The sequence below is a fragment of the Amycolatopsis sp. CA-128772 genome (assembly GCF_002904295.1).
Lineage (GTDB): Bacteria > Actinomycetota > Actinomycetes > Mycobacteriales > Pseudonocardiaceae > Amycolatopsis.
The window spans coordinates 1-11,605 of sequence record NZ_PPHG01000046.1; the positions used below are offsets into that span (position 1 = coordinate 1).

The 11,605-nt window shown below is 71.7% G+C and carries 13 protein-coding genes; 3 read left to right on the forward strand and 10 right to left on the reverse strand.

The window, feature by feature from the left end; translation table 11 throughout:
• The 3 genes from C2L59_RS17425 to C2L59_RS17435 all read right to left on the reverse strand — a co-directional run.
• Positions 1-861, reverse strand: an 861-nt coding sequence (locus tag C2L59_RS17425) for a lipoyl synthase (RefSeq protein ID WP_103350603.1), incomplete at its 3' end; no start/stop codon positions are given.
• Positions 862-886: 25 nt separating this feature from the next.
• The gene (locus C2L59_RS17430) at positions 887-1,825 is read right to left on the reverse strand and encodes an oxidoreductase (protein WP_103350568.1); all 939 of its coding nucleotides are present in this window, start codon (positions 1,823-1,825) and stop codon (positions 887-889) included.
• Positions 1,826-1,843: 18 nt separating this feature from the next.
• The gene (locus C2L59_RS17435) at positions 1,844-2,359 is read right to left on the reverse strand and encodes a hypothetical protein (protein ID WP_103350569.1); all 516 of its coding nucleotides are present in this window, start codon (positions 2,357-2,359) and stop codon (positions 1,844-1,846) included.
• 130 nt (positions 2,360-2,489) lie between these two features.
• Here C2L59_RS17435 and C2L59_RS17440 point away from each other — a divergent pair, with 130 nt between their 5' ends.
• Both C2L59_RS17440 and C2L59_RS17445 read left to right on the forward strand, forming a co-directional pair.
• Positions 2,490-3,101, forward strand: coding sequence for a TetR/AcrR family transcriptional regulator (locus C2L59_RS17440; protein ID WP_103350570.1), 612 nt, complete (start codon positions 2,490-2,492; stop codon positions 3,099-3,101).
• A 4-nt stretch (positions 3,102-3,105) separates the two neighbouring features.
• Positions 3,106-4,041, forward strand: a complete 936-nt coding sequence (locus tag C2L59_RS17445; protein ID WP_103350571.1) for an LLM class F420-dependent oxidoreductase — start codon at positions 3,106-3,108, stop codon at positions 4,039-4,041.
• 59 nt (positions 4,042-4,100) lie between these two features.
• On the opposite strand, the gene lipB is transcribed toward C2L59_RS17445, so the two are convergent.
• The 5 genes from lipB to lpdA all read right to left on the reverse strand — a co-directional run bounded on the left by lipB (position 4,101) and on the right by lpdA (position 9,648).
• Entirely contained in the window at positions 4,101-4,841 is a 741-nt protein-coding gene (gene lipB, locus C2L59_RS17450) for a lipoyl(octanoyl) transferase LipB (RefSeq protein ID WP_103350572.1), read from the reverse strand.
• Positions 4,838-5,461: a phosphatase PAP2 family protein gene (locus C2L59_RS17455; RefSeq protein ID WP_103350573.1), complete on the reverse strand. Its 624-nt coding sequence runs from the start codon at positions 5,459-5,461 to the stop codon at positions 4,838-4,840. The genes lipB and C2L59_RS17455 overlap by 4 nt, the downstream gene beginning before the upstream one ends.
• The gene (locus C2L59_RS17460; protein ID WP_103350574.1) at positions 5,458-6,330 is read right to left on the reverse strand and encodes a TIGR01777 family oxidoreductase; all 873 of its coding nucleotides are present in this window, start codon (positions 6,328-6,330) and stop codon (positions 5,458-5,460) included. The genes C2L59_RS17455 and C2L59_RS17460 overlap by 4 nt, the downstream gene beginning before the upstream one ends.
• Positions 6,331-6,428: 98 nt before the next feature.
• Positions 6,429-8,219 (reverse strand): 2-oxoglutarate dehydrogenase, E2 component, dihydrolipoamide succinyltransferase, encoded by a 1,791-nt coding sequence (gene sucB, locus C2L59_RS17465; RefSeq protein ID WP_103350575.1) that lies wholly within the window; start codon positions 8,217-8,219, stop codon positions 6,429-6,431.
• A 55-nt stretch (positions 8,220-8,274) separates the two neighbouring features.
• Positions 8,275-9,648 (reverse strand): dihydrolipoyl dehydrogenase, encoded by a 1,374-nt coding sequence (gene lpdA / locus C2L59_RS17470; protein WP_103350576.1) that lies wholly within the window; start codon positions 9,646-9,648, stop codon positions 8,275-8,277.
• A 183-nt stretch (positions 9,649-9,831) separates the two neighbouring features.
• Here lpdA and C2L59_RS17475 point away from each other — a divergent pair, with 183 nt between their 5' ends.
• Positions 9,832-10,176, forward strand: coding sequence for an oxidoreductase (locus C2L59_RS17475; protein ID WP_103350577.1), 345 nt, complete (start codon positions 9,832-9,834; stop codon positions 10,174-10,176).
• Here the strand turns inward: C2L59_RS17475 and C2L59_RS17480 are convergent.
• Together C2L59_RS17480 and C2L59_RS17485 are read right to left on the reverse strand one after the other, a co-directional pair.
• On the reverse strand, positions 10,173-10,625 hold the full coding sequence (locus C2L59_RS17480) for a GNAT family N-acetyltransferase (RefSeq protein WP_103350604.1): 453 nt from the start codon (positions 10,623-10,625) through the stop codon (positions 10,173-10,175). The two genes, C2L59_RS17475 and C2L59_RS17480, sit on opposite strands and share 4 nt — an antisense overlap.
• A gap of 10 nt (positions 10,626-10,635) precedes the next feature.
• Positions 10,636-11,595, reverse strand: a complete 960-nt coding sequence (locus C2L59_RS17485) for an SMI1/KNR4 family protein (RefSeq protein WP_103350578.1) — start codon at positions 11,593-11,595, stop codon at positions 10,636-10,638.
• Between the last annotated feature and the right edge of the window lie 10 nt (positions 11,596-11,605).

Here is an 11,605-nt window from a genome sequence, read left to right on the forward strand (position 1 = left end):
CGGCCCCGCCATGACACCCGCGAAACCCATCGCCTCGGCCGCCTGAGAATGCTCCACGAACTCCTCCGGCTTCACCCACCGATCCACCGGATGATGCCGCGGCGAGGGACGCAGATACTGCGTGATCGTCAAAATCTCACAACCCGCATCCACCAGATCCTGCATCGCCGGCGCCACCTCGTCCGGCGTCTCACCCATACCCAAGATCAAATTCGACTTCGTCACCAACCCGGCCTCACGCGCCGCAGTGATGACCTCCAACGACCGCGCATACCGGAACCCGGGACGAATGCGCTTGAAAATCCGCGGCACCGTCTCCACGTTGTGCGCCAGAACCTCCGGCCGCGACCCGAACACCTCCGCCAACTGCTCCGGATCCGCGTTGAAGTCCGGGATCAACAGCTCGACACCCGTCCCGGGGTTGAGAGCGTGAATCTGCCGAACAGTTTCCGCGTACAGCCACGCGCCACCATCGGAGAGGTCATCCCGGGCGACACCGGTGACCGTCGAATACCGCAAGCCCATGGCCTGCACCGACTCCGCAACCTTCCGCGGCTCGGAACGGTCCAACGCCGCCGGCTTACCCGTATCGATCTGGCAGAAATCACAGCGCCGGGTGCACTGGTCGCCACCGATCAGGAACGTCGCTTCCCGGTCTTCCCAGCATTCGTAGATGTTGGGACAACCGGCCTCCTCACAGACCGTGTGCAAACCCTCGCGGCGCACGAGACCCTTGAGCTCGGTGAACTCCGGCCCCATCCGCACCCGCGTCTTGATCCACGACGGCTTCTTCTCGATCGGCGTCTCACTGTTGCGAACCTCGAGACGCAGCAGCTTCCGGCCTTCAGGCGCAGCACTCACGGCTTCAACCGTACGCCCGTCCGGGCTACGCGGGATCGGGGGTGACGCCGGTCAGCTTCGCCGTCAGCTCCCACAGCGCCGACCCCAGCCGCTCGCTGCGCGCGGCGGCCACGGCCGGCACCGCGGCCGGGTACCCGCGCAGGTTGCCGAGGCCGCGGGGACCGAAGTAGGTGCCGCCTTCGACGCCGTCGGCCGTCGCCGCGTAGAGCTGCGGGAGGGCGCCGATGCGGGTGTTCTGAGCGAACAGGAGCTCGCCGGCGCGGTGGCCGCCGGCGATCAGCGAGCGCACCACCGGGTTCGAATACGACCGCGCCATGCCGCTGCCCAGGCCGGTGGCGGTGTAGCCCGGGTGGGCGGCGACGCTGATCACACCGGAGCCGGCCGCGCGCAGGCGGCGGTCCAGTTCGAGCGCGAACATCTGGTCGGCGAGCTTCGACTGCCCGTACGCGGTGGCGGGGTTGTAGCGGCGGTGCTCGGCGTTCGGATCGTCGAAGTGGATGCGGGCGCCGACGGCGGCCAGGCTCGACAGCGTGACGACCCGGCGGCGCAGGGCGGGCATGAGCAGCCACGTCAACACCGCGTGGCCGAGGTAGTTGGTGCCGAACTGCAGCTCGAAGCCGTCGGCCGTGCGGCCGCGGGCGGTCGCCATCACGCCGGCGTTGTTCACCAGCACGTCGAGGGTGTCGCCGGTGCGTTCCCGCACCGAAGTTGCGGCCGCGTGCACCGAGGCGAGCTCGCTCAGGTCCAGTGGGACGAGCTCGGGTTCGGCGCCCGCGGCCACCGCTTTCACGGCGTCCAAAGCTTTCGCGCCGCGCTCGGCGGAGCGGCAGGCGAGCAGCACGCGGGCCCCCTTGCCCGCGAGCACCTCGGCGGTGCGCAGCCCCAGCCCGGAGTTCGCCCCCGTGACCAGGACGGTCCGGCCGCTCTGGTCGGCGATGTCGGCTTCGGTCCAGCGCTGCGTCATGCGCTTACTTAACTCCGTTTACGCGCTCGGCGCGAGCAGGCGCCGGAGGTGTCCCAGCACGGGACGACGGCGCTCCTCGCGGTTCGCGCGCAGCAGCGCCTCGAGCGCGTAGCCCACCTTGACGATCTCGCCGGCCGGCTCGCGCGGGTCGGCCAGCCCGGCCGTGACGGCGAGCATCCGCAGCTCGCCTTCGTGCATCCGGCGCAGCGACGCGTGCCGCCCGTAGGCGCCGTCGAGGACCGCGCGCAGGTCGGCGTGCTCGTCGACGGCGGCGCGCCAGGCGCGGGTGACGGCGTCGACGTGGTCGCCGAGGCCGTCGGCGTCGTCCGGGTCGACGACCTCGGAACGGAGCCGGCCGCTCAGCGTGCGCGTCCACTGGTACTGCAGGGCGGTGAGGACGTTTTCCTCGGTGCCGAAGTGCTCTTCGGCACCGGGCACCTCTTCGAGCGGCAGTGGCTCACCGGGGTTCCGGGCGGCCAGGCGGACGGTCGCTCCGAGAATTTCCTGACGTCGGTAGAAGTCGGTCCAGCTCATCTGTGGCTCCCCTTCCGTGGCCCGGGTCATACCGCGGGTCTGCGGCATACTCCCGGTACGGACCTGACGCGCCGAACATACCATGAGTATGGAGAGCTGCTCCGGGCGTAAAGTTGTGAAGGTGGCGACAATGAGGTCCAGACGACTCGACTATTCCGAGTCGACGCGGTCCGCGCTGGTCGACAGCGCGGTCGAACTGTTCACCAAGCGCGGTTACGCGGGTACCTCGCTCGACGAGGTCGCCAAACGCGCCCGGGTGACCAAGGGCGCGCTGTATCACCACTTCAGCGGCAAGCAGGCGCTCTTCGAGGCCGCGTTCGACCAGGTCGAAAGCCTCGTCTACGACCGGCTCGACAAGATCATGACCGGCGAGGGCACGCCGTGGGAGCGCGCGCTCGGCGGGCTCAACGCGTTCATCCGCGCCTGCCTCGACCCCGCCTACCAGCGGATCGCCATCCACGAGGCGCCAGTGGTGATGGGCTGGGAGCGCTGGCGCGAGGCCGAAGAGCGGTGCAGCTTCGGGCTCGTGCGATCCGGGCTGCAGTCGCTGATCGACGCGGGCGAGGTCGAGCCGGTCCCGGTCGAGGTGACCGCGCGGCTGCTGTTCGGCGCGCTGTCGAGCGCGGCGACCGAAATCGCCAGTTCACCCGACCCGAAGAAGGTCAGCGCCGAGATCGAGGACGTGATCGTCCGCATGCTGGTCCGGCTGAGGCGCACGGAACCCGACGTCTCTATAGGCTGACGTCGTGGACTTGAGGATCTTCACCGAGCCCCAGCAGGGGGCCAGCTACGACGACCTGCTGCGCGTCGCCAAGGCGACCGAAGCCGCCGGTTACGACGCCTTCTTCCGCAGCGACCACTACCTGAGGATGGGCTCGGCCGACGGCCTGCCCGGCCCGACCGACGCGTGGATCACCCTCGCCGGCCTGGCCCGGGAGACCAGCCGGATCCGGCTCGGCACGCTCGTCACCGCGGCGACGTTCCGGCACCCGGGCCCGCTGGCCATCTCCGTCGCGCAGGTGGACCAGATGTCCGGCGGCCGCGTGGAGTTCGGCCTCGGCGCCGGCTGGTACGACGCCGAGCACGAGGCGTACGGCCTGACGCTGCCGCCGCTGAAGGAGCGCTTCGACCGCTACGCCGAGCAGCTCGAGGTCATCACTGGGCTGTGGAAGACGCCGGTGGGCTCGACGTACTCGTTCGACGGCCGGTACTACCAGCTGTCGGAGTCGCCGGGCCTGCCGAAGCCGGCGCAGTCCCCGGCCCCGCCGGTGATCATCGGCGGCGGCGGCAAGAAACGCACCCCGGCCCTGGCGGCGCGCTTCGCGGACGAGTTCAACCTGCCGTTCGTCGACGCGGAAACGGCGGCGGCCCAGTTCGCCCGCGTCGAGGCGGCGGCGACCGAGATCGGCCGCGACCCGAAGGAGATCCTGCGCTCGGTGGCCCTGGTCATCGGCGTGGGCCGCACGGACGAAGAGGTCGCGCGGCGGGCGTCGGTGATCGGGCGGGACGTCGACGAGCTGCGGGCGAACGGCCTGGCCGGCACGCCCGCGGAGGTCGTCGACCGGATCGGGCGGTGGCGGGAGCAGACCGGGATCACCCGGGTGTACCTGCAGCTGCTGGATCTTTCGGACCTGGACCAGATCGATCTCATCGCCGCCGAGGTGGCGCCGCAGCTGGACTAGCACCCCACTGTGGCGTTCGGTGCGTGGGACGCACCGAACGCCACATTGGGGTGCGTTGGTCAGTTCTGGAGCGCGAAGGTGACGCCGGGGGCCTCGGGCGCGGCCGGGCGGGGGAGCCAGCGGTCCTCGCTCACCGGGAGCTCGCCTTCGAGGGCCGCCAGGACCGCGTCGCGGGCCAATGGCAACACCGCCTCGACCGTGACGTCGCGCTGGAGCTCGTACGACAGGGACGTCACGCCCGCGTCGCGGATGCCGCACGGGACGATGCTGTCGAAGGCCGCCAGGTCCGCGTTGCAGTTCAGCTCGAAGCCGTGCATCGTCACGCCTCGCTGGACGCGGATGCCGATCGCCGCGATCTTGCGCTCGATGCCGCGGTCGTCGGCCGGGATCCAGACGCCGCTGCGGCCCTCCACGCGGCCGCTCGCCACGCCCAGCTGGTCGCACACGTGGATCAGGGCCTCCTCCAGGCGCCGCACGTAGTGGACCACGTCGATCGGGTCGGCGAGCTTCACGATCGGGTAGCCGACCAGCTGGCCCGGGCCGTGCCAGGTGATCTTGCCGCCGCGGTCGACGTCGATCACCGGGGTGCCGTCCGTGGGGCGGTCGGCCTCCTCCGTGCGCTTGCCCGCGGTGTACACCGACGGGTGCTGCAGCAGGAGCATCGTGTCCGGGGCGGTGCCGTCCGCGCGAGCCGTAAGGAAGCTCCGCTGGAGCTCCCAGGCTTCGGTGTAGTCGATCGTGCCGAGCTCGCGGACGTCGACCGGCTCGGTGCTGGCGCGGCAGGTGCGGGAAGAACTCACCCGTCGAGGCTACGCCCGTCACCCGGGGGAAGCAGCCGCAAGGCGCACGCTGAGAGCAGCCCGACACCGGTCACCGCCAGCACTGCGCCGATCGTGTCGGTGACCCAGTGGACGCCGAGCACGACGCGGCAGGCGGCCGACAGCACCACCGCCACCGCCACGGCCACCGCGACCCGCCGGACCAGCCGCGGCCGCAGCCACGCGCACAGCAGGAGCAGGACCAGGCCGGTGCTCGCCACCGACACCACGTGCCCGCTCGGGTAGCTCAGGTCCGGGTAGTCGCGCGGGCGTTCCCGCAGGAAGATCGGCTTGAACACCAGGCTGGTCAGCCGGCACAGCAGCAGCACCACGGCCAGCCGGACGCACAGGCCGAAGTGCTCACGCCGACGTAGCGCCAAGGCCAGTAGCGCCACCCCGAGGACGTAGGGCAGGACCGGGCCGAGGACGTCGCTCCCGGCCTGCGCGACCCGCCCGAGCGGCTCCGCGTACACGCCGTGCAGCGCATCGGAGACCGCGACGTCGAGGGCCAAGGGCTGCCGCGCGACACTCAGCCCGAGCAGGACGAACGCGGCCGAGAACACCACGCCCACGACGAGCCACCGCTGCAGCCGGACGCTCATGCCGCGGCGAGCGCGCGGTCCAGCGTCGGGTGCCGGAACTCGTACCCGGACCCCTTCAACACCGCGGGCACGGCTCGCTGCCCGAACAGGGCCATCTCCTCCCCGGCCTGGCCGAGCACGGCCTTGAGCGCGAATCCGGGTACCCACCACGGCGCCGGCCGGTGCAGCGCGCGGCCGACGGCCCGGGTGAACTCGGCGTTGGTCACCGGTTCGGGGCCGGTCAGGTTCACCGGGCCACTTATGTCGTGCGTCAGGACGTGGACGATCGCGCCGATCTCGTCTTCGAGCGAGATCCACGACATGTACTGGCGGCCGTCGCCGAGGCGCCCGCCCAGGCACAGCCGGAAGAGCGGCCGCAGCGTGCCGTAGAGGCCGCCTTCGGCCGAAAGGACGAGCCCGGTGCGGAGGTGCACGACCCGCGCGTCGCCCGCCGGCGCCGTCGCCGCTTCCCACGCTTCGCAGAGCTCGGCGAGGAACCCCTGCCCGCGCGGCGCGGACTCGTCCACAGTGGACTCGTGAGTGTGACCGTAGTAGCCGACCGCGGAAGCGTTGACGAGCGCGCCGACCCCGTGTTCGGCGACGGCTTCGGCGAGCACCTCGGTCGGCTCGACCCGGCTGTCGGTGAGCTGCTGCTTGCGCATCGCGCTCCACCGGCCGGGGAACAGCCGCTGCCCACCCAGGTTCACGACGGCGTCGACACCTTCGAAGGCGCCGTCCGCGATGGTCCCGGACGGCGGGTCCCAGCGGAATTCGCCGCCGCCGCGCGTTTCCCGCCGGACCAGGCGACGGACCTCGTGGCCCTCCCGTCGCAGCCGGTCGCCCAGCGCCGACCCGATCAAGCCGCTCGCTCCGGCGATGAGTACTCGCATGCTCCGATCGTTGCGCATCCGCTGCGTGTCCGCACGCCCGGCCCGGATGCGGCGAAGGCCGCCACGGGAATCCCGTGGCGGCCTTCGCCGGAGGTGACTCAGAGCCCGAGTTCGCTCTCGAAGTTGCCCTCTTCCAGGCGCTGCTTGATCGTCGTCAGGAAGCGGCCCGCGTCGGCCCCGTCCACCAGGCGGTGGTCGTAGGTCAGCGGCAGGTACGCCATCGACCGGACGGCGATCGTGTCGTTGCCGTCGGCGTCCGCGACCACGACCGGGCGCTTGACGACCGCGCCGGTGCCGAGGATGCCCGACTGCGGCTGCACGATGATCGGCGTGTCGAACAGCGCGCCGACGCTGCCGATGTTCGTGATCGAGAAGGTGCCGCCCGACAGCTCGTCCGGCTTGATCTGGCCCGACCGCGCGCGGCCCGCCAGGTCGGCGATCCGGTGCGCGAGACCGGCCAGGCTCAGCTCGCCCGCGTCGTGGATCACGACCGAGAGCAGGCCGCGCTCGGTGTCCACCGCGATGCCCAGGTGCACGGCGCCGTGGTAGGTGATCTCCTTCGTGTCCTCGTTGTAGGACGCGTTGACGTTCGGGTGCTGCTTGAGCGCCTCGACCGTGGCCTTCGCGAAGAACGGCAGGAACGTCAGGTTGACGCCCTCGCGCTCCTTGAAGCCCGCCTTCGCCCGCGACCGCAGCTTGGCGATCTTCGTGACGTCGACCTCCTGGACCTGCGTGAGCTGCGCGGCGATCTGCAGCGACTCGCGGGTCTTGGTGGCCGTGATCTGGCGGATCCGGCTGGCCTTCTGCACGGTGCCGCGCAGGGCGGCGAGCTCCGGCGACACCGTGGCCGCGGGACGCGCGGCGGGCGCCGACGGGGCGGCGGCAGCAGCCGGGGCGGCAGCGGCCGGCGCCGGCTTCGCGGCGGCCTTCTGCTTCTCCTCGGCCGCGGCCAGGACGTCCTGCTTGCGGATCCGGCCGCCGACGCCGCTGCCGGTCAGCGACGCGAGGTCGATGCCGTGCTCCGACGCGAGCTTGCGGACCAGCGGCGTGACGTACGGGCCGTCCGCCGAGCCGTCCTTCGAAGCGGCGGCCGGGGCCGCCTCGGTCGCCTTGGCCGCGGGGGCGGCCTGCGGCTCGGGCTTCGGTTCCGGCTTGGGCTCGGGCTTCGCCTCCTGAACCGGCTCGGGCTTGGGCTCCGGCTTGGGTTCCGGCTTGGGCTCGGGCTTGGGCTCGGGCTTCGGTTCCGGCTTCGACTCGGCCTTCGGCGCCGCACCGGCGTCCCCGATCACGGCCAGGACGCCGCCGACCTCGACGGTCTCGTCCTCGCCCGCGCGGATCTCCAGCACGGTGCCGGCGACCGGCGACGGCACCTCGGTGTCGACCTTGTCGGTGGAGATTTCGAGCAGCGGCTCGTCGACCTCGACCGAGTCGCCGACCGCCTTCAGCCAGCGCGTGACGGTGCCCTCGGTGACGCTCTCGCCCAGCTCGGGCAGCTTCACCTCGGTGCCTTCGCCACCGGCGGCCGGCGCGGTGTCCGGCTTGCTCGGCGCGCTGTCCCCGGCCTGCGGCGCGGGCTCTTCCTGCTGCGGCTCGGGCTCCGGCGCGGACTCCTCCTGCGCCGGTGCGCCGGAGGACTCCGGCACGCCGCCGGTGCCGTCGTCGATGACGGCGAGCTCGCCGCCGACCTCGACGGTCTCGTCCTCCTGGGCACTGATCTTCACGACCGTGCCCGCGACCGGGGAGGGAACCTCGGTGTCGACCTTGTCGGTCGAGATCTCGAGCAACGGCTCGTCGACCTCGACGGTGTCGCCCTCCTGCTTAAGCCACCGGGTGACGGTGCCTTCGGTGACGCTCTCCCCGAGCTCCGGCAATGTGACGGAGTAGGCCATCGTTCGCTGACTCCTCTTTCAAGTTCTGCGGTGTCTGGATTCTGCTGGTGGGACGTCAGCTGTGCACGTGCAGCGGCTTCCCCGCGAGGGCGAGGAACGCTTCACCGAGGGCCTCGGTCTGGGTCGGGTGGGCGTGGATGAGGGGCGCGACGTCCTCGGGGAAGGCCTCCCAGCTGTAGATCAGCTGCGCTTCGCCGATCAGCTCGCCGACGCGGTCGCCCACCATGTGGACTCCCACGACCGGGCCGTCCGGCGCCTTGACCAGCTTGACGCCGCCGGAGGTCTTGAGGATCTGGCTCTTGCCGTTGCCGCCGAGGTCGTAGGTGAACGTCGTGACGTCCGAGCCGTACTTGTCCTTCGCCTGCGACTCGGTCAGCCCGACCGACGCGACCTCCGGGTGCGAGTAGGTGACCCGCGGGATGCCGCTCTCGTCGATCACGCGCGGGTTCTGCCCGGCGATCTCCTCGGCGACGAAGATGCCCTGCTGGAAGCCGCGGTGCGCGAGCTGCAGGCCGGGGACGATGTCGCCGACGGCGTAGACGTTCGGCAGGTTCGTGCGCAGCCGCTCGTCGGTGAGGACGAAGCCGCGGTCGATCTTGACGCCGGCCTCCTCGTAGCCGTGGCCGGCCGAGTTCGGCCCGCGGCCGACGGCGACCAGCAGCAGGTCGGCCTCGATGGTCTCGCCGGACTCCAGCGAGACGCTCACGCCGTTGTCGTCCTGCTTCGCGCCGGTGAACTTCACGCCGGTCTTGAAGGCGATCTTGCGGCGGCGGAAAGCGCGCTCGAGCTGCTTGGACGCGAACTCGTCCTCGTTCGGGACGAGCCGGGGCAGCGCCTCGACGATGGTGACGTCGACGCCGAAGGAGGCCCAGACGCTGGCGAACTCGACGCCGATGACGCCGCCGCCGAGGACGACGACCTTCTTGGGGACGTAGTCGAGGGACAGGGCCTGCTCGCTGGCGATGATGCGGCCGCCGAGCTCCAGGCCGGGCAGCGTGCGCGAGTACGAGCCGGTGGCGAGGATGACGTTCTTGCCGGTGTAGCGGGTGCCGTCCACCTCGACGGTCGTGCCGCCGACGAACGTGCCGCTGCCCTCGACGAGGTTCACCTTGTGCGCCTTGGCCAGGCCCTGCAGGCCCTTGTACAGGCGGGCGACGATCCCGTCCTTGTACTTGTTGACCCCGGCGATGTCGATGCCCTCGAAGGCGGCCTTGACGCCGACCGCCTCGGCGTCGCGGGTTTCGTCGGCGACCTCGGCGGCGTGGAGCAGGGCCTTGGTCGGGATGCAGCCCCGGTGGAGGCACGTCCCGCCCAGCTTGTCCTTCTCGATCAGCGTGACGGAAAGGCCCAGCTCGGCCGCGCGGAACGCCGCGGCGTAGCCGCCCGATCCGCCTCCCAGGATCACGAGGTCGGCGGAGGTGTCGGTCACTTCATTAACTCCTCGGCAAGCAGTGGGGTGATGCTCGGTCGTCGCGCCCGCGCCCGGTATAACCGCGCGCGCGACACCGCCATCTTGTCACTACGCCGGACGGGGCTGCGAGCTAGCCGGGTGTGCGACGCCGACCACACGCGGACATCGGGATAATGAGTGGGTAGGTCTCGAGGAGGAGAGGTGGTCGAGGTGGGGCTCTTCGACTCGCTGCGCAGGCGGGCCAAGGGTGGTCAGCGGGCCGGCACGCTGCGGAAAGCCACTACCCAGGATACCCGCCACCTCGACGAGTGGGCGGCCACCCGAAGGGGTGTCGAGGCGTTCGTGGAGCCGAAGACCAACGTCACGGAGACCACTGTGGTGTTGATCGCCCACGACGGCGAGTGGACCCGGCGGCGCATCGGCAGCCTGGAGGCCGCCCAGCAGTTCGGCCACCGCCGCTCGATCCCGGTGTACGAGGTCGCCCGGGTGGGTTATCCGAAGCGGATGCGCGAGTACACCGAGCGGAAGAAGCGCGGGCAGGTCTAGAGCTCGATCCGGCCGACGACCTCGCCGTTGAAGGTCTGGCCGGTCGGCTGGAAGCCCAGCTTGAGGTAAAAGTCCTCCGGGCCGCCGTCGGCGGGGATCCACAGGACGGTGGCGGCCGTGTTGCCGCGCAGGCGGGCTTCCTCCAGGACCGTCTCCACCGCGAACCGGCCGTAGCCGCGGCCCTGGACGCCCGCGCCGACGTTGAGGCGCCAGATTCCGCAGCGGAAGAAGTCGAGCTCGGCGTGCGGGTCGAACGCGCCCATCACGAACGCGACGGGTTCGCCGTCGGCCGATATCAGGCGCGGCCAGGCGATCTCCGGCTGCGTGTACGCCTCGGCCAGCGAGACCGCGACCGGCGCGACGAAGACCTTCTGGTGGGGTTCGACGGCCAGCTGGCAGGCGGCGGCGACGTTGTCCGGGGTGATCTTCTCCGCGGTGAGGGTGGTCACCCGGTCCAAGCTAGCCCGCCTGGGCCAGCAGGGTGGCGTGGTTGACCAGCGCCGCCCGGAAGGACGCGTGGACCGTCGTGCCCAGGACCGGGTCGACCTCGACCACGTGCCCGGCCGAAAGGAGCAGCACCGCCGGGTCCGACAGCACCACGACGCCGTCCTCGGCCCGCAGCTCCGCGGGGCCGAGCAGCCGCGGGAACACCACGTCGGCGGGCAGGCCGTCGCAGGTGCGCAGGAACTCGCGGTGGTCCTCCGGCAGCGAGACGCCCAGCCGCAGCTCCGCCGAACGGATCGCCGCCTCCGACGCCGGGGACGGGGCCGTCGCGCCGCCGCGCAGGCGCAGGATCGAGGCGATCAGCTCCGGCCAGGTACCGAGGGCCGGCGGGTACCGTTCGTGCAGCGCCGCGATCAGCGCTCCCGCGCAGGCCGGCGCCCACTCGCGCAGTCCGAGCGGGTCCGCACCGGCGATCAGCGCCGGGGTGAGGACGCGCGTCGCCGCGAGCGCCGCGACGTCCGGGTGCGGGCCCGCCAGCTCGGCCCAGCGAGCCAGATCGCCGTCCGCGAGGGCCGCGCGGACCCGATCCGGGCGCGCCGGCGCCACCCGCTTGACCACCTCGGCGACCGGGCCCGGCGGGAGCACGCCTTCGAGGTCGGAAACCGGCCTTCGCAACGAGGCCGCGTGCGTGCGCTCTTCGACGTCCAGGTCGAGCGGCGGGAGGCCCTCGGCCCAGTCCGGCCGCCCGCCCCGCGCTTCGAACAGCATCGCCCACGCGCGGGCCCGCACCGGGTCCGCGGCCAGCGCGGTCACCGGCCGCTCGGTCCGGGCCAGCCACTGCGTGACCAGCCGGTCGGCCTCGTCGAGGGCGCCGGAGACCGCGAGCAGCAAGCCCGCGTGACCCACCCGGTCGTCGACGCGCGCCTCGGGCGCCGTCAGGACGTCGCGGACCGCCGCTTCGAGGTAGTCCTGCACTCCACCGACC

Excerpts from the sequence above, each read along its gene's own strand:
- C2L59_RS17430 (WP_103350568.1), bottom strand. The coding sequence starts at position 1,825 with ATGACGCAGCGCTGGACCGAAGCCGACATCGCCGACCAGAGCGGCCGG.
- C2L59_RS17435 (WP_103350569.1), bottom strand. The coding sequence starts at position 2,359 with ATGAGCTGGACCGACTTCTACCGACGTCAGGAAATTCTCGGAGCGACC.
- C2L59_RS17440 (WP_103350570.1), top strand. The coding sequence starts at position 2,490 with ATGAGGTCCAGACGACTCGACTATTCCGAGTCGACGCGGTCCGCGCTG.
- C2L59_RS17455 (WP_103350573.1), bottom strand. The coding sequence starts at position 5,461 with ATGAGCGTCCGGCTGCAGCGGTGGCTCGTCGTGGGCGTGGTGTTCTCG.
- C2L59_RS17460 (WP_103350574.1), bottom strand. The coding sequence starts at position 6,330 with ATGCGAGTACTCATCGCCGGAGCGAGCGGCTTGATCGGGTCGGCGCTG.
- sucB (WP_103350575.1), bottom strand. The coding sequence starts at position 8,219 with ATGGCCTACTCCGTCACATTGCCGGAGCTCGGGGAGAGCGTCACCGAA.